The sequence below is a fragment of the Roseicyclus sp. genome (assembly GCF_965662675.1).
In the GTDB taxonomy this organism is placed as follows: domain Bacteria; phylum Pseudomonadota; class Alphaproteobacteria; order Rhodobacterales; family Rhodobacteraceae; genus Roseicyclus.
On sequence record NZ_CBFIIK010000050.1, the window covers coordinates 1 to 17,152 of the forward strand.

The 17,152-nt window shown below is 64.1% G+C and carries 19 protein-coding genes; 12 read left to right on the plus strand and 7 right to left on the minus strand.

What is annotated here, in order from left to right:
• The 3 genes from ACTG4J_RS09035 to ACTG4J_RS09045 form a co-directional block, all read right to left on the minus strand.
• A partial coding sequence (locus ACTG4J_RS09035; RefSeq protein ID WP_439138890.1) for an urease subunit beta occupies positions 1-172 on the minus strand: 172 nt, incomplete at its 3' end.
• 14 nt (positions 173-186) lie between these two features.
• Positions 187-489 (minus strand): urease subunit gamma, encoded by a 303-nt coding sequence (locus tag ACTG4J_RS09040; protein ID WP_439138862.1) that lies wholly within the window; start codon positions 487-489, stop codon positions 187-189.
• Positions 490-504: 15 nt separating this feature from the next.
• Positions 505-1,323 carry an urease accessory protein UreD gene (locus ACTG4J_RS09045; protein ID WP_439138864.1) on the minus strand — a complete coding sequence of 273 codons (819 nt, stop codon included), beginning with the start codon at positions 1,321-1,323 and terminating at the stop codon, positions 505-507.
• A 188-nt stretch (positions 1,324-1,511) separates the two neighbouring features.
• Between ACTG4J_RS09045 and pyrC the strand changes: the two genes are divergently transcribed.
• The 8 genes from pyrC (at position 1,512) to ACTG4J_RS09085 (ending at position 9,714) form a co-directional block, all read left to right on the plus strand.
• Positions 1,512-2,555 (plus strand): dihydroorotase, encoded by a 1,044-nt coding sequence (gene pyrC / locus ACTG4J_RS09050; RefSeq protein ID WP_439138866.1) that lies wholly within the window; start codon positions 1,512-1,514, stop codon positions 2,553-2,555.
• A gap of 54 nt (positions 2,556-2,609) precedes the next feature.
• Complete coding sequence (locus ACTG4J_RS09055) at positions 2,610-3,290, plus strand: orotate phosphoribosyltransferase (RefSeq protein WP_439138868.1); 681 nt, start codon at positions 2,610-2,612, stop codon at positions 3,288-3,290.
• 225 nt (positions 3,291-3,515) lie between these two features.
• Positions 3,516-5,015, plus strand: a complete 1,500-nt coding sequence (locus ACTG4J_RS09060) for a replicative DNA helicase (protein WP_439138870.1) — start codon at positions 3,516-3,518, stop codon at positions 5,013-5,015.
• Between the two features lie 130 nt (positions 5,016-5,145).
• Complete coding sequence (gene alr, locus ACTG4J_RS09065; RefSeq protein ID WP_439138871.1) at positions 5,146-6,183, plus strand: alanine racemase; 1,038 nt, start codon at positions 5,146-5,148, stop codon at positions 6,181-6,183.
• Positions 6,180-6,965, plus strand: coding sequence for an MlaE family ABC transporter permease (locus tag ACTG4J_RS09070; protein ID WP_439138872.1), 786 nt, complete (start codon positions 6,180-6,182; stop codon positions 6,963-6,965). Before alr ends, ACTG4J_RS09070 begins: the two co-directional genes overlap by 4 nt.
• A complete protein-coding gene (locus ACTG4J_RS09075; protein ID WP_439138874.1) occupies positions 6,962-7,708 on the plus strand; it encodes an ABC transporter ATP-binding protein in 747 nt (248 codons plus the stop codon). The genes ACTG4J_RS09070 and ACTG4J_RS09075 overlap by 4 nt, the downstream gene beginning before the upstream one ends.
• 48 nt (positions 7,709-7,756) lie before the next feature.
• Positions 7,757-9,124, plus strand: a complete 1,368-nt coding sequence (gene radA / locus ACTG4J_RS09080; RefSeq protein WP_439138875.1) for a DNA repair protein RadA — start codon at positions 7,757-7,759, stop codon at positions 9,122-9,124.
• A gap of 32 nt (positions 9,125-9,156) precedes the next feature.
• The gene (locus ACTG4J_RS09085) at positions 9,157-9,714 is read left to right on the plus strand and encodes a CvpA family protein (protein WP_439138876.1); all 558 of its coding nucleotides are present in this window, start codon (positions 9,157-9,159) and stop codon (positions 9,712-9,714) included.
• A 5-nt stretch (positions 9,715-9,719) separates the two neighbouring features.
• Here ACTG4J_RS09085 and ACTG4J_RS09090 read toward each other — a convergent pair whose 3' ends face one another.
• Positions 9,720-10,178, minus strand: a complete 459-nt coding sequence (locus ACTG4J_RS09090; protein WP_439138877.1) for a hypothetical protein — start codon at positions 10,176-10,178, stop codon at positions 9,720-9,722.
• 154 nt (positions 10,179-10,332) lie between these two features.
• Between ACTG4J_RS09090 and purF the strand changes: the two genes are divergently transcribed.
• Positions 10,333-11,805: an amidophosphoribosyltransferase gene (gene purF, locus ACTG4J_RS09095; protein ID WP_439138879.1), complete on the plus strand. Its 1,473-nt coding sequence runs from the start codon at positions 10,333-10,335 to the stop codon at positions 11,803-11,805.
• Positions 11,805-12,407 (plus strand): DUF2199 domain-containing protein, encoded by a 603-nt coding sequence (locus ACTG4J_RS09100; RefSeq protein ID WP_439138880.1) that lies wholly within the window; start codon positions 11,805-11,807, stop codon positions 12,405-12,407. Before purF ends, ACTG4J_RS09100 begins: the two co-directional genes overlap by 1 nt.
• 60 nt (positions 12,408-12,467) lie before the next feature.
• On the opposite strand, the gene ACTG4J_RS09105 is transcribed toward ACTG4J_RS09100, so the two are convergent.
• Positions 12,468-13,070 carry a biotin transporter BioY gene (locus tag ACTG4J_RS09105; protein ID WP_439138882.1) on the minus strand — a complete coding sequence of 201 codons (603 nt, stop codon included), beginning with the start codon at positions 13,068-13,070 and terminating at the stop codon, positions 12,468-12,470.
• Between the two features lie 128 nt (positions 13,071-13,198).
• Here ACTG4J_RS09105 and ACTG4J_RS09110 point away from each other — a divergent pair, with 128 nt between their 5' ends.
• Positions 13,199-13,861, plus strand: coding sequence for an SDR family NAD(P)-dependent oxidoreductase (locus ACTG4J_RS09110; RefSeq protein ID WP_439138884.1), 663 nt, complete (start codon positions 13,199-13,201; stop codon positions 13,859-13,861).
• A gap of 30 nt (positions 13,862-13,891) precedes the next feature.
• Here ACTG4J_RS09110 and ACTG4J_RS09115 read toward each other — a convergent pair whose 3' ends face one another.
• Positions 13,892-14,305, minus strand: a complete 414-nt coding sequence (locus ACTG4J_RS09115) for a cell division protein ZapA (protein WP_439138886.1) — start codon at positions 14,303-14,305, stop codon at positions 13,892-13,894.
• Entirely contained in the window at positions 14,298-15,035 is a 738-nt protein-coding gene (locus ACTG4J_RS09120; protein WP_439138888.1) for a hypothetical protein, read from the minus strand. The genes ACTG4J_RS09115 and ACTG4J_RS09120 overlap by 8 nt, the downstream gene beginning before the upstream one ends.
• Positions 15,036-15,286: 251 nt before the next feature.
• Here ACTG4J_RS09120 and tkt point away from each other — a divergent pair.
• The coding region (tkt, locus tag ACTG4J_RS09125) for a transketolase (protein WP_439138889.1) at positions 15,287-17,152 on the plus strand (1,866 nt) is incomplete at its 3' end.

Below are 17,152 nucleotides of genomic sequence, written 5' to 3' on the forward strand. Positions count from 1 at the left end.
CCCGCACTGCCACCCGATCGAACTCAAGCGCGGCGTTGGTCTCGGCGAAATGGTAATGGCTACCAACCTGCACCGGGCGGTCGCCGGTATTGGCCACCATCAGCGTGATCGCCGCACGGCCTGCGTTCAACTCGATCTCGCCCTCGGCGGTGATGATTTCACCCGGTATCATGGCAGCCCCCTTGCTCAACGGATCGGATGATGGACGGTCACAAGCTTTGTGCCGTCAGGGAATGTCGCCTCGACCTGCACGTCATGGATCATCTCGGGGATGCCGATCATGCATTGATCGGCTGTGACCACATGCGCGCCCGCCTCCATCAGATCAGCGACCGAGCGCCCGTCGCGCGCGCCTTCGACCACGAAATCGGTGATCAGCGCGATCGCCTCGGGATGGTTGAGCTTGACGCCACGCGCCAACCGCCCGCGCGCCACCATGGCCGCAAGGCTGATCAACAGCTTGTCTTTCTCGCGCGGGGTCAGGTTCATCGCGTCCTCACTTGCTCAGATTTGCCATACACGGGGCAGCGCGCCCCCCGTCACCGATGCCACCGCGCGCGCCACCGCTTGGCGCAAGGGCCATGCGGCTGGCGCCATGAAGCGCGCCACAATCCGCCCATCCCATGCAGAGGCCGCCGCGCGCACAGGCCCCTCGACGGGCAGGACAGCGCGCAAAGCGGCCAAACGATCCTCGGCATCGGGGGCGAAAAGCGCCAGCGTCGCCACCGCGATTGCATCGCCCAGCCCCGCCGCACCGGGGCGGATCAAATCATCATCATCGAGTGCGATCGCCTCGTGCATCACGCGGCGGCCATCGCGGATCACCTCGCGCCGATCACGCAAATAGATCTGGCGCAAGCGCTCGCCCATCGCGGCGCGCCCAAGGACCAGGGTTTCCAAAATCGCTAACTCGGCATCCCCCGCCATCTCGACCCGCAGGTTGCGCGCGATCGCGGCCCCCTCGAACAAGATCATCTCTTGCGGCAACCAATGCAGCCGCGCGCCCGCCCCCAGCGTCAGGCTGACATCGACCTGTGCCATGCCCGTGCGGCTGAGATAGGCGCGCTCGGCTGTCTGGGTTGTGCCGACCGCGCAAGCCCCCGCCGCCAGATCGAGCTTGTAGTCGAGGTGATCACCCCCTGTCAGCCCACCCGCCGTGTTGAGAAACACCACCTCGGCCGCGCGCCCATGCATGCGCGGCAAGATCGCCTTGGCCGATCCGCTTTGCCACAGCCGCGCAAGCCGCCCCTCCGGGCCGAACACGGCACCGGCGCGGCCCTTGACGCGTTGCATGACGATGGAATTTGCGCTGACATCCAACATGATGCGGCACGCTAGGCAGCGGCGGGCGGCCGAGGCAATGCAGCCCTGCCCCGGACCATGCGCCGCCACCGCATCTGCACAAATAATGAGCGATATGCCCATCCACTACGCAGGCAGCAAAGCGTCTCGACCCAAGCCCGCGCGATTTACCTTTGCAGCCCCTCTCCGAACCTTGTACCCAAGCGCGCATGACAACGCGCCTCACCATCCGCCGCCCCGATGACTGGCATCTGCATCTGCGCGACGGCGCAATGCTGGCTGGTATTTTGCCTGAAACCGCCCGCCATTTCGGCCGCGCCATCGTTATGCCCAATCTGGTGCCGCCCGTCGTCACCGGGGATGATGCCCGCGCCTATCGCGACCGGATCATGGCATCCCTGCCGCAAGGCATGGATTTCACGCCGCTGATGACGCTCTACCTGACCGAAGCGACCGACCCCGCCGATCTGGCGCGCGCGGCGGCCGAAGGGCTGATCACGGCGGTGAAACTCTACCCCGCCGGTGCCACCACCAATTCGCAATCGGGCGTGCGCAATTTCGACAATGTCATGCCCGTGCTGGAAAAAATGGCCGCGATCGGCCTGCCGCTTTGCATCCATGGCGAGGTGACGGCGGCGCATGTCGATATCTTCGACCGCGAAGAGGTGTTTCTCGACACCATCCTCGACCCGCTGCGCGCGCGCATTCCCGAACTCAAGGTCACGCTCGAACATATCACCACCAGCCAAGGCATCGACTATGTGGCGGGGGCCACGGGCGATATCGCGGGCACGATCACCACGCATCACCTGATGATCAATCGCAACCACATGCTGGTGGGCGGTATCCGGCCGCATTACTACTGCCTGCCGGTGGCCAAGCGCGCGACCCATCAACAGGCGCTGCGCCGCGCCGCCATCTCGGGAAATCCGCGCTTTTTCCTCGGCACCGACAGCGCGCCGCACACCGATGAGACCAAGGAATCGGCCTGTGGCTGCGCCGGTGTCTTTTCGGCCACCAACACGCTGTCATGCATCGCCCATGTTTTCGAAGAGGAAGGCGCGCTCGACAAACTCGAAGGCTTCACCTCGCTTTTCGGCCCTGCACGCTACGGCCTGCCGGTGTCGCGCCAGACCACCACCCTCGAAAAGCGCGACACGCCCGTGCCCTACCCCGCCAAGATCATGACCGGCGCGGGCCCCGTGACGCTTTTCGATCCCGGCCACCCGCTCTATTGGCATATCCTCGCCTGAGCCGTATCGCCCGCGCCTTCGACTTTCTCCAAATACGCATATCGGACCGCCGCCATGATCCCCACCGCCTATCCCGACACCGCCACCATGGCCCGCCTTTCCGCGCGCATGCTGCTTGATATCGGGGCGGTGCATTTCAACACCGATCAGCTTTATACCCATGCCAGCGGCAAGCAGGCCCCCACCTATATCGATTGCCGCAAGATCATCTCCTACCCGCGCGTGCGCGCCACGCTGATGGATTTCCTGTGCTGCAAGGTGATGGAAGCCGCAGGGCTGGAAGCTTTCGACAATATCGCGGGCGGCGAGACCGCGGGCATTCCCTTTGCCGCTTTCGTCGCCGAACGTATGGCCCTGCCCATGTCCTATGTCCGCAAACAGCCCAAGGGCTATGGCCGCACCGCCCAGATCGAGGGCGAGATGCGCGAGGGAGACAGGGTTCTCTTGGTCGAGGATCTGACCACCGATGGCGGATCGAAGCTGAAATTCGTCGATGCGATCCGCGCGGCCGGCGCGCAATGCGGGCATACGGCGGTCGTCTTCTTCTACGGCGTCATGGCCGGCACCGAAGACCGCTTGGCCGCACATGGTCTCAAGCTGCATTACCTGACCACATGGGCCGATGTGATTGCCGAAGCGCGGCGCGGCGGCGATTTCGACGCCGCCACCCTGACCGAGGTCGAGCGATTCCTCGCCGACCCGGAGGCATGGCGCAGCGCACGCGGTTTGGCCTGACCGAAATCGTCCCCATCGCGTAAGGGCCGTTGCGAATCCGTCACATTCGCGCCAATCCACCCCAAGATACAGCGTGCAGCGCCCGTGATTTCCCTAGATTTTGTGGGTCAATTCACTCACAACTTACTCACAGTTTTCCGTGATTGACGCCCGCCCCCGGCCCGGCGCTATACCGGGCGACACGCCTGGGTGACGCGGCACAGGGGGATGAAAAAGGGGAAAGCGATGAATGAGCAGGTGCCTGTGCCCGCTGCCGGGATAGCGACGACCGACGACATTCAAAGCCTGCCTCACAATGTCGAAGCCGAACAACAGCTTCTGGGCGCAATCTTGTCATCCAACGATGTGCTCGACCGCGTCGATGACCTGATCAAGCCCGATCATTTCCACGATCCCGCGCACCGCGCGATATTTTCCATGGCACAAGCCCGCATCGCCAAGGGTCTGGCCACCGATGCCACCACGCTCAAGAATTTCGTCGCCGACATCCCCGGTCTCAAGGATCTGGGCGGCGGCGAATACCTGTTGCGCCTCCAGCTTTCGGCCATCGCCACCTCGGCCGCCCGCGATTACGCCCAACTGATCCATGATCTCGCTGTCCGGCGCGAGTTGATCGCACTGGGCCAGCGCGTGTCGGATCGCGCCCGCACCATGCGCGACGACATCGCCCCCGATGAACAGATCGTCGAGGCGGAAACCGAGCTGTTCAACCTCGTCTCCTCGGGCACCACCAATCGCGGCTTTCAATCTTTCCTCTCGGCCCTCTACGACGCGGTCAATAACGCCAATGCCGCCTATAATCGCGGCGGCAAACTTGCGGGTGTCTCGACGGGGCTCACCGATATGGACCGGATGCTTGGGGGCCTGCATAAATCCGACCTTCTGATCCTTGCGGGCCGCCCCTCGATGGGCAAAACCTCGCTTGCGACCAACATCGCCTTCAACGTCGCCAAGGCATGGAAACGCGGCCGCCGCGATGATGGCTCAGAAGGCACGGTCGATGGCGGCGTCGTGGGGTTTTTCAGCCTCGAGATGTCGGCCGCCCAGCTGGCCCAGCGGGTCTTGTCCGAGGCAGCCGAGATCCCGTCGGAACTGATCCGCAAAGGCGATTTGACCGAGGCCGAGTTCGAACGCTACCTCCACGCCGCCCGCGATCTGGAACGCTGCCCGCTCTATATCGACGACACGCCCGCCCTGCCCATCGGTCAGGTGGCCGCGCGTGCCCGTCGCCTCAAGCGCTCGCCGGGCGGGCTCGATTTGCTGATCGTCGACTATCTTCAGCTTTTGCGTGGCTCTGGCCGGTCCGAGAACCGCGTCAACGAGATCTCGGAAATCACCCAAGGGCTCAAGGCCATCGCCAAGGAACTGGACATTCCCGTCATCGCGCTCTCGCAGCTCTCGCGCCAGGTCGAGTCCCGCGAGGATAAGCGCCCGCAACTCTCCGACCTGCGCGAGTCGGGCTCGATCGAACAAGACGCCGATGTCGTGATGTTCGTCTATCGCGGCGAGTACTACAAAGAACGCGAAAAACCCGGCGAGGATAATCTCGAGGCCATGGCCAAATGGCAGCAGGATATGGACGCGCTGCATGGCAAGGCCGAGGTCATCATCGGCAAGCAGCGCCACGGCCCCGTCGGCACCATCGAACTCAGCTTCGAGGGTCGCTTCACCCGCTTCGGCAATCTCGTCAAACCCTGGCAGCAAGACGATGACCGCGGCTACTGAGCCTTTTCACCCGGGATGAAGGTTAACGCGCGCCGCTTCTTCGTTTCAGAAATATCCCGGGGGAGTCGCCAAAGGCGACGGGGGCAGCGCCCCCTTGACCCGGCGATCATGACGGAAGACACAGACGCACATGGGTACAGGGCTTCTCACCATCGATCTTGACGCCATCGCGGCCAATTGGCGCGCGCTGGCCAAGCACGCACGCGCGCAGACCGGTGCCGTCGTCAAGGCTGATGGCTATGGCTGTGGTGCCGCCCATGTCGCGCGCCGCTTGGCCCGCGAAGGGGCGCGGCAATTCTTCGTCGCCACCGCCGAGGAAGGGGCCGCGCTGCGCCATGCCCTTGGCGAAGGGCCCGAGATCAACATCTTCTCCGGCCATATGGCGGGCGATACCGCGCTGATCCGCGATCATGCGCTGATCCCGATGCTCAACAGCCCCGCGCAGGCCGCCCGCCACCGCGCGGCCCTGCCCGCCCACCCCTACGGCGTCCAGCTAGACAGCGGCATGAACCGTCTGGGGATGGAAGCCCCCGAATGGGCCGCCACCCGCGCCGAACTGGAGGCCGGGCCGATCACGCTGGTCATGTCGCATCTGGCCTGCGCCGATGAGCCCGACCATCCGATGAACGCCGCCCAGCTTGCCGCTTTCACCGCGATGACCGCAGGCGTCCGCGCACCGCGCAGCCTTTCGGCCACGGGCGGCATCTTGCTCGGCCCTGATTACCATTTTGACCTGACCCGCCCCGGTGTGGGACTGTACGGCGGCGCACCCTACGCCGCGGCCCGCCCGGTCGTTCGGCTTGCGCTGCCCGTCGTTCAGATCCGTGATGTCGCGTTGGGTGAAACGGTAGGCTACGCCGCCAGTTTCGTTGCAACACGGCCGACAAAAATTGCCACACTTTCAGCTGGTTACGCAGATGGCCTCATCCGATACATGAGCAACAAGGCGCAGCTTTTCGCAGCCGATACCCCCTGCGCATTGGCGGGCCGCGTCTCGATGGATCTGTTGACCGTCGATGTCACCGACCTGTCCGAGATCCCGGACCACCTCGATATCCTTTGCCCGCAGCAAGGCGTCGATGATCTTGCCGAGATCGCAGGCACGATCGGCTATGAAATCCTGACCTCCTTGGGCGGGCGCTACCAACGCGCCTATCTCGGCGCGTGAGCCCGCTTCTCGCCCCCTTCGCGACGATCGGGCGCTCGACGCTCGGCACCCTGCGCGTTATCGGCCAGGTCACGATCTACGCGGGCCGTGCGGTTAGCCATATTTTGCGCCCGCCCTTCTACCCGCGCGAACTGCTTTGGCAACTTTTGCAGATCGGCTGGCTGTCGTTGCCCGTGGTGGGTCTGACGGCGCTGTTCACCGGTGGCGCGCTGGCCTTGCAGATTTTCGCCGGCGGCTCGCGCTTCAATGCCGAGGCCGTGGTGCCGCAAATCGTGGCCATCGGCATCGTGCGCGAGCTTGGCCCCGTCTTGGGCGGCTTGATGGTGGCCGGACGCGTCGCCGCCGCCATCGCGGCCGAGCTTGGCACGATGAAGGTGACCGAACAGATCGACGCGCTGGTGACGCTTTCGACCAACCCGCTGAAATACCTCACCGTGCCGCGCATTCTGGCCGCCACGATCAGCCTGCCCATTCTGGTCGCAGTGGGCGACGCGATCGGGATTTTCGGCGGCTATCTGGTATCGACCACGCGGCTTGGCTTCAACGAGGCGGCATATCTGCGCAACACGGTCGATTTCCTCGAGGTCTGGGATGTGACCTCGGGGCTGATCAAGGGCGCGGTTTTCGGCTTCATCGTGGCGGTGATGGGCTGCTATCACGGGATGAACTCGGGGCGCGGCGCGCAAGGCGTGGGGCGGGCCACGACCAATGCCGTCGTCTCGGCCTCGATCATGATCTTGGCGGCCAACTACCTTTTGACGGAGCTGTTTTTCACGGCATGATCTTGCTCGAGGATGTCCATAAGGCCTTTGGGTCAAAGCGGGTCTTGCAAGGCCTGACGCTTCAGGTGGCGCGCGGCGAAAGCTGTGTGATCATCGGCGGGTCCGGCACGGGCAAATCGGTCTGCCTCAAATGCGTGCTGGGGCTGGTCACACCCGACAAGGGCACCATCACCGTCGATGGCCAGGATGTGCGCATGGGCGACCGCGATGCCTTTCTGGCGCGGTTCGGGATGCTGTTTCAGGGCGGTGCGCTGTTTGACTCGCTGCCCGTTTGGCAAAACGTCGCCTTTCGGCTGCAACGCGGGCCGCAAAAACGGCCCAAGGCGCAGGCCCGCGAGATCGCGATCGAGAAGCTGCGCCGTGTGGGGCTGAAACCAGATGTCGCCGATCTTTTCCCATCCGAGCTTTCGGGCGGCATGCAAAAGCGCGTGGGCCTTGCGCGCGCCATCGCCGCCGATCCCGAGATCATCTTTTTCGACGAACCCACCACCGGGCTCGATCCGATCATGTCGGGGGTGATCAACGACCTGATCCGTGAGATCGTGACCGAGATGGGGGCCACCGCCGTGACCATCACCCATGACATGCGCTCGGTGCGCGCCATCGCCGACAAGGTCGCGATGCTGCATGAGGGCGTGATCCGCTGGCATGGCCCGGCGGCGGACATCGACCGCGCCGATGATCCTTATCTGCGCCAATTCGTGACCGGATCGGCCGAAGGTCCAATCGAGGCGGTACGCTGATGTCGCGCGCTCTGGCGCGTTCGCCGCGCTTTCGGTAACCCTGTCGCCATGGCCAAACCCGTCACCCAATTCATCTGTTCCGCTTGTGGCGCTGTTCACAAGAAATGGTCGGGCCGTTGCGAGGCCTGCGGCGAATGGAATTGCATCTCGGAAGAGGCGCCGCTGTCGGCGGGCCCCGGCAAGACCGCGCTTGGCGCGGCCAAGGGGCGGCGCATCGGGCTTAGCGATCTGCGCACGCAAGAAACACCGCCGCCGCGCCGCACCTCGGGGATGGGCGAGCTTGATCGCGTTTTGGGCGGGGGCTTGGTTCCGGCCTCGGCCACGCTGGTCGGCGGCGATCCCGGTATCGGGAAATCCACGCTGCTTTTGCAAGCCGCCGCCAGTTTCGCGCGCGCAGGTGCCAAGGTCATCTATGTCTCGGGCGAGGAGGCCACCGCGCAGGTCCGCATGCGCGCCCAGCGCCTTGGGCTGGCCGATAGCGCGGTGATGCTGGCCGCCGAGACCAACCTGCGCGATATCCTGACCACGCTGGAGGCCGAAGCGCCCGATCTGGCGATCATCGATTCGATCCAGACCATGTGGCTGGATACGGTCGAGGCGGCACCGGGGTCTGTCAGCCAAGTCCGCGCCAGCGCGCATGAATTGACCACATTCGCCAAGCGGCGCGGCGTCTCGGTCATGCTGGTGGGCCATGTGACCAAGGAGGGTCAGATCGCCGGCCCCCGCGTGGTCGAACACATGGTCGACACGGTGCTTTATTTCGAAGGCGAGCGCGGGCATCAGTTCCGCATCCTGCGCTCGGTCAAGAACCGCTTCGGCCCGGCCGATGAGATCGGCGTATTCGAGATGACAGGCGCGGGTCTGGCCGAGGTCGCGAACCCTTCGGCGCTATTTCTTTCGGATCGCGATGCCCCCGCCCCCGGCGCCGTGGTCTTTGCAGGGATGGAGGGAACAAGGCCCGTCTTGGTCGAAATTCAGGCGCTGGTCGCCCCCTCTTCGCTCAGCCAGCCGCGCCGCGCGGTGGTGGGCTGGGATGGCGGGCGGCTGTCAATGATCTTGGCCGTGCTGGAGGCGCGGGCGGGCATCTCCTTCGCCGGTCTCGATGTCTATCTCAACATCGCGGGTGGCTTGCGGATATCGGAGCCTGCGGCCGATCTGGCGGTGGCGGCGGCGCTGCTTTCGGCGCGCGAGGATACCGCCTTGCCACGTGACGGGGTAATTTTCGGGGAATTGTCGCTCTCGGGTGCGCTCAGACCCGTAGCGCAGGCGGAAAACAGGTTGAAAGAAGCCGCGAAACTTGGTTTTTCCACAGCTATCGCGCCTGCAGGATGCAAGTTTGGCGCGGCGAGCGGCGTAAAGGTACAAGAAATGGCCGATCTTCCCCGATTTGTGGGCGAGATCTTCGGCGCGGGATAGAATCCGCGCGTGTAAACGGGTAAGGGCAGCGTATGGAAGGTTTCACCCTCGTCGATGGCATCGTGGCCGGCGTGATCGTCGTTTCGGCCATCTTGGCCTATGCGCGCGGCTTCGTACGCGAAGCGCTGTCGATCGGCGGCTGGGTCGCGGCGGCGATCATCGCCTTCATCTTCGCCCCCAACGCCCTGCCCTTGATCCGCGAAGTGCCCTATTTGGGCGATTTTATCGGTGAAAGCTGCGAATTGGGGATCTTGGCCAGTTTCGCCGGGGTTTTCGCCATCGCGCTGGTAGTCGTGTCGTTGTTCACGCCCATGTTCGCGACGGCTGTGCAACGCTCGGCCATCGGCGGGGTGGATGCGGGTTTGGGCTTTCTCTTCGGCGTAGCGCGCGGTGTGTTGCTCGTGGTGGTGGCCTTCATCGCCTATGAGCGGATCGTGGGCAACGAGCCGGTCGCGATGGTGACCGACAGCCGCTCGGCACAGGTCTTTGCGCAGGTCCAAGATCAGGTCGAAGCACAGATACCCGATGATACGCCGGGCTGGATCTTGGCGCGCTATGAGCAATTGACCGGGGTTTGCACGGCCCAATAAGCGCGCTAGCGCCGCCGGGTGAAAACGGTGCTTGCACCGGCCAGCAGCAACACGGCCGCCCCTGCCACATAGGCCCAAAAGCCGATCCGCAGAAAATCCCGCAACAGCGACCAGCTTGTGTACAGATCGCCGAGATCGACCGGAAACGGCAACCCGAGGTCACGGCGCAGCGTTTCGGCGCGGATCAGCGCATCGCCAAGAACCACCAGCGGTGACACCCCGGCGACAAGCGCAAATATCCCCGCACCGCGCCCGCGCAGCGCGATGAGCGCCGCCAGTGCCGCCGCCGCGAAACCGCCCAGAAAAACCCAAACTTGCCATGGGCTGTCAGGGCCAAGCGTGATCCGCCCGTCGCGCACCATCGCCATCGGCGAAACGGCGCTTCCTGCAAAGGGTGGGTCGATCCATGTCAAACCCCAGCCAAGTGTCATGCAGATCCCGGCCAAAAAGATGATCAGACGCATGGCATCCCCGCTTTTTCGCCCGGGGCTGATGGGTTGGTCGGACCAAATGGCATTTGGCGCCATCCAAAGGGGCGAAATTTGTGATCGTTTCGTGACAGTGACGCGCCGCTGCCCTATGTCAACCGTAACGACGCAGCCCGGAGATTCGGCCACAATGCAAGCCCTCCCCCGTCACCCGTTCGATCATGCAGATGATGACAAGCTACGCGAGGAATGTGGCGTCTTCGGCGTGATCGGGGTTGCCGATGCGGCGAACTTCATCGCGCTCGGCCTGCATGCGTTGCAGCACCGCGGCCAAGAGGCGGGCGGGATCGTCACCCACCACCCCGAGCATGGCTTTTCCTCTGCGCGCCGCTTCGGCCTTGTGCGCGACAATTTCACCAGCGCAAGCGTGATGGAAACCCTGCCCGGCGCGATCGGCATCGGGCATGTACGCTATTCCACCGCCGGATCGAAGGGGGCGACGCAGATCCGCGATGTGCAACCCTTTTTCGGCGAGTTCGCGATGGGCGGTGCCGCCATCGCGCACAACGGCAATATCGTCAACGCCGACGAATTGCGCCGCGAATTGATCGAGCGCGGCTCGATCTTTCAATCCTCCTCCGACAGCGAATGCATCATCCACCTGATGGCGCGCTCGTTGCAAAAAACCATCCCCGAGCGGATGAAAGACGCGCTGCGCCGGGTCGAGGGGGCGTTTTCCGTCGTCGCCATGACGCGCACCAAACTGATCGGTGTGCGCGATCCCTTGGGCGTGCGCCCTTTGGTCTTGGGTCGCGTGGGCGATGGCTATGCGCTCTCATCCGAGACTTGCGCACTCGACATCATCGGTGCCGATTTCCTGCGCGAGGTGGAACCAGGCGAAATGGTCGTGATTTCCGGCGATCAGATCGAAAGCTTCAAACCATTCGAGCAAAAACGATCACGCTTTTGTATCTTCGAGCATGTCTATTTCTCGCGCCCCGACAGTATCATCGGCGGCCGCTCGGTCTATGAAACCCGCGAGGCGATCGGGCGCGAGCTTGCCAAAGAGGCGCCTGTCGATGCCGATCTGGTCTGCCCCGTGCCCGATTCAGGCACGCCAGCTGCGATCGGCTACAGCCTGCAATCGGGTATTCCCTATGCGATGGGAATCATCCGCAACCAATACATGGGCCGCACCTTCATCGAGCCGACCGAGCAAATCCGCAACATGGGTGTGCGCCTCAAGCTCAACGTCAACCGCGCGCTGATCCGCGGCAAGCGGGTGATCTTGGTCGACGACAGCGTCGTGCGCGGCACGACCTCGCGCAAGATCAAGGAGATGATCCTAGACGCAGGCGCGGCGGAGGTGCATTTTCGCATCGCCAGCCCCCCCACTGCTTGGCCCTGTTTCTACGGTGTCGATACGCCCGAGCGTGAGAAACTCCTCGCCGCCACCATGTCCGAGGATGAGATGCGCCACCATCTGGGGGTCGCCTCGCTCAAGTTCATCTCGCTTGACGGGCTTTATCGCGCCGTGGGCGTGGCGGCAGGGCGTGACCCCAAGACGCCCGCCTATTGTGATGCCTGCTTCTCGGGGGATTACCCGGTCAAGCCCACCGATCAGATGGCGCGTGGCTTCAAACTGGCTGAACCGGTGGGCTGATGTTGCGGTTCTTTCGGCGCGCCCGGCTTACGCCAGTGTCGGATCGGGAACTGGCGCGCCGACTGACGACGCTCGATTACCGATGCAGCTGTTGCGATAAAGCCGTGCATTTGCACCACGGGCCCAGTCTGCGCCCGTTGGGATGGGCCGACCCACCCGCCCCCGCCCCGGACGAGGCGCTGGATCAAACCGGCGATATGGTGACCGAGAACTACGCGCGCCGTGGGCGGGACATGTTGCTGCGCGCGACCCTGCCATTGGCGGTCAAGGGAACCGATGGCCATGTGATGCCACGGATCTGGGCCAATCTCTCGACCGGGGATTTCGCCCGTTTTCGCGCGGCCCAAGGGCGCGGCGAGGCCGACAGGCTGGGCGATCTGGCGGCATGGCTTTATGTGCGCATCCCCGCGACCAACGGCCCGGTGTTGAACAAGGGCGTAATCGTACCTGTCGCGGGTGGTCATATGCCGGTGTTCTGGATCACCGACCCGAAACACCCACTGCATGCAGCGCAGCATCATGGCGGTTTGACCGCGCAAGATGTGATCGCCCTTTATCGCGATCTGGGCGCCTCGGCCTTTGTGCAGCATTTGACGGCTTGATCGCAGATATGAAAAAGCCGCCCCGAGGGCGGCTTTCTCGAATGCGCGAATGCTTTGTCTTCAGGCTTTGCGCGACAGCACCGACCACGCACCGGTTACGATCAGCGCGGCAAGGACCGCCTTGATCGCGTCGCCGATCAAAAACGGCACCACGAAATGCGCTGCGTAAAAGCCCAAGCCTTGCCCGGCCCATCCAGCATCGACGCCCGCGATCGCGGCGAGGCTCATCGGCCAAAGCACGCCGGGCAGGTACAAGACAGCACTTGCCACGACAGCCGACACGGCCGTGCCGATCACACCGCGCGCCAATTTCCGCTCGGCCGCAAAGCCCGCGATCCAAGCCAGCGCCACGAACCCGATCAAGAAGCCGCCCGTGGGGCCGACCAGCGCCGCCAGACCCGGCAAGGTCGTCGGTGTGAACACCGGCAGGCCCATGAAACCCTGCGCCAGATAAACGATCACGGTCGCAGCGCCCAAACGGCTGCCATATGCGAAGCCGACCAGCAAGATCGCCAAGGTCTGCAGCGTCACGGGAACGGGCCACATCGGCACGCTGATCTGTGCGGCAAGCGCGATGAAAAGCGCGCCAGCCAGTACCAACAGCGTTTTGCGCAAAACGCCCTGATCACCGAATGTTGCAGTCAATAGTGTCTCGCGGCCCATGGTCTTCTCCTTGATACGGCGGAACGTGTCCCTTTCCCTTCGTATCCCCGCGCAAAGCGATCAAGTCAAGCGCGCCGCACCGCCGCAGCCTCTTGCCTTTGCTGCGCGAAAGAGGCAGTTGGCGGCGCATGGAAAAGGCTTTCGATGGACAAATCGCGCTGGTCACCGGCGCATCGCGCGGGATCGGTGCGGCGAGTGCCGAATGGTTGGCGGCGCGCGGTGCGCATGTCGTGGCTGTCGCCCGCAATGTCGGCGCGCTCGAGGAACTCGACGATCGGATCAAAACGGCCGGCGGTCAGGCAACGCTTGCGCCGATGGATGTGACCGATGAGGGCGCGATGGCCCATCTGTGCCGCTCGATCCATGAGCGCTGGGGCCGCGCCGATATCTGGGTGCATGCCGCGATACATGTGACGGCACTCACGCCCGCGCCGCATCTGGCGGCCAAGGATCTCGACAAGCTGATCGCGACCAACATCCGTGCTTTCGCCCGGCTCTTGGCCTTTGTCGATCCGCTGATCGCACCCGCGCCCAAGCCGCAAGCGGTGTTTTTCGACGATGCATGGGACGCGAAATTTGCAGGCCCCTATGGCATGTGCAAAGCCGCGCAGCGCGCGATGATCCAGTCATGGCAGGCCGAGACAGCAAAATTCCCTCTCGCCGTCCATCTGGTGCAGCCCCGCCCGATGCCGACCGCAGTGCGCGCACGCTTCTACCCCGGCGAAGATCGCAGCAAGCTGGTCCACCCCCATGACGAGGCTGCGCGGCTTTTGCCGGTTTTGCTGGGATAGGATCGCGCCGGCGTACCCGATCAGGGCCGATCAGGCCCGGCGCGCCTCCAACTCATCAGCGATCGCTTCGGCGCGCGCAGCGAGTTCGGCCAGACCATCTGTGAAACGATCGGGCAATTCTGTGCGTGGAGCTGCTTCTTGCAACTCGGCGATGCGGCGCGCGCGATCGGCCAGACGTTCCTCTGAGGCGGCAAGCGTCTTGTCCTGCGCGGCGAGCTTGTCTTGCAGGGCCTTGACCTCATCCTCCAATGCGGCGGTCTTGTCGGCCAGCATCAGCCCCGCCATCAACAGCATGCGGTCGACGGGCATGCGCCCGATCTGGCCCAAGATGACCGCGGCCTCGGTATCGAGCATGCGGGCGGCGGCGTGCAGATAGGGCTCTTCGCCCGGCTGACAGGCGACGGTGAAATCGCGGCCGCCGATCTGAATACTGATCTCAGGCATGCGCACCCCCCGCTGTTTCGGCCTGATCGAGATCGGCCAGAATACGTTCCAATTCGGCGGCTTCCGAGGCGCGCATCGCACGCAGCGCGTCAAGCTCGACCACCAAGGTCTTGTTCAGCACCGATGGATCGGTGGCGTTCTCACCACGCAGCCGATTAATGTTCTTGATCAAACGGTCGTTGATCACCTGCAGCTCCTTGATCTCGGCGCGCAGGGTCATGGCGCGTTCTTCGGGGTGATGCCCGGCTGCGGCTTGCAACTCTTCGGCGATGTCGCGCGCCTCTTCTTGTGCGGCGATGGCGGCGTCACGCTCTGTGCGCAGCCGGGCCAAACGCGCCTCGAGATCGGTGATCCGCGCGGTCTTGGCGGTCAGCTCCTCGGCCATGCCGTTGTCGGCAGCGGGTGGCGGCGCGGCTTGCGCGGCAAGGCTGTCTTGCAGGCGGGCGATCTCGGCCTCGCGCGCGGCGATCGTCGCGGCTGCGGCCTTTGCGGCGGCATCGGCTTGTGCGGGGTCGATCAGCCCGGAAATCTGCGCTTCGAGCTGTGCGATACGCGCCTCGGCGGTCTCGGCGCGGATGAGCGCATCCTCGAAGCTGGCCGAACTCTGCGCGGGATCTTCCAGCGGGGCTTGCGCCAGCGCCTCGCCCACACCCGACGCGATCCGGTCGAGTGCCGCGGCCAAGCGCGCCTCCAAAGTATTGAGTTTTTCGAATTCGGCGGTCTCGCCCATCGCTTTCGATGCCCCGTTTATCCGCGCCCCGACACATGCCGGACATGGCTTTTGATGTTGCGCTATAGCGAAATGCAATTTCCCCGGATTTGCAAGGATTTCCGCGACACCTTGAATGTGATGCGCGGGAAATGGACATTTTGCCCCTGCTTACCGGTTGCGCCAACATGCGCCTCTGGTAGAACCGGGCGCATCCGCCCGCCTCTGCCGGGCATGGGCCTATCCCAAGCTGCCACTTGAAGGACACCACAATGGACCTCTCCGCACGCGCCGCACGCCATCCCGATCATTGGCGCCGCGCCACCTGTATCCGCACATTGGCGCTCGACGCCGTTGCCGCGGCCAATTCGGGTCATTCCGGCATGCCGATGGGCATGGCCGATGTGGCGACCGTGCTGTTCGACAAGCATCTGCGTTTCGATGCATCCGCCCCCGATTGGGCCAACCGCGACCGCTTCATCCTGTCGGCGGGCCATGGTTCCATGCTGCTTTATGCGCTGCTCTATTTGACCGGTTCGCCCGATATGACGTTGGAGCAGGTCAAGAATTTCCGCCAGCTGGGCGCGATCACGGCAGGCCACCCGGAATACGGCCACGCCATGGGGATCGAGACGACGACCGGCCCCTTGGGTCAGGGCATCGCCAATGCCGTGGGCTTTGCCATGGCCGAGGAATTCCTGCGCGCCAAATGGGGCAAGAAGATCATCGATCACCACACCTATTGCATCGCGGGCGATGGCTGCTTGATGGAAGGTGTCAGCCAAGAGGCCATCGCGCTGGCGGGCCGTCAGGAATTGTCGCGTCTGATCGTGTTGTGGGATGACAACGGCATCACCATCGACGGCAAGGTCTCGATCGCCGATCGCACCGACCAGTTGGCGCGTTTCGCGGCGAGCGGTTGGGATGTGTTTTCCTGCGACGGACATGATCCCGAGGCGATCGATGCCGCCATTACCGCGGCCAAGGCATCCCCGCGCCCCGCGATGATTGCGTGCAAGACCCATATCGCCATCGGCCACGCCGCGCAGGACACATCGAAAGGCCATGGTGCCCTGACCGATGCGGCGCAACTCAAGGCTACGAAAGATGCCTATGGCTGGTCGCATGGTCCCTTTGAGATCCCTGCTGATCTGAAAAGCTGGTGGGAAGGCGTGGGCGCCAAGGGCCAAGCCGCGCGGCAAATATGGGAGGGTGAATTCGCCGCCCTCTCCGACGGGAAAAAGGCCGAATTTACCCGCGCCTTCAGCCGCGAGATGCCCAAGAAACTCAGCGCCGCAATCCGTGCGCTGAAAAAGAACCATTCCGACAAGCACCCCAAGATCGCCACCCGCACCGCCAGCCAATTGGCGCTCGAGGTGATCAACCCGCTCTTGGGCGAACATCTGGGCGGATCGGCGGACCTTACCGGGTCGAACAATACCAATACCAAGGATATCGGCACCTTCGGCCCCGAGGATCGCCGCGGCCGCCATATCCATTACGGCATCCGGGAGCATGGGATGGCGGCCGCGATGAACGGCATGGCGCTACATGGCGGTGTGCGGCCCTATGGCGGCACCTTCATGGTCTTCACCGATTACGCGCGCCCCGCGATGCGGCTGTCGGCGCTGATGGGGCTACCCGTGACCTATGTCATGACCCATGACAGCATCGGTCTGGGCGAGGATGGGCCGACCCACCAGCCCGTCGAGCATCTGGCCATGCTGCGCGCCACGCCCAACACGCTGGTCATCCGCCCCGCCGACGCGGTCGAGACGGCCGAGGCATGGGAAGTGGCGCTGTCGCAAAAGACGACGCCCTCGGTCTTGGCGCTCAGCCGTCAGAACCTACCCACGCTGCGCAAGACCCACACGGCCAAGAACATGGTCGCCCAAGGCGGCTATGTGCTGGCCGATGCTGTTGCGGGCAAGCGTCAGGCGATCTTGATGGCGACGGGGTCCGAGGTGGCGATCGCGATGGAAGCGCGCGACCTGCTCGAGGCGCAAGGGATCGGCACCCGTGTCGTCTCCATGCCCTGCTGGGAGATCTTTGAGGAAACAGACGAAGCCTATCGCAAGCGCGTTCTGCCCGCGGGCCCCGTGCGCGTCGCGGTCGAGGCGGGTATTCGGTTCGGCTGG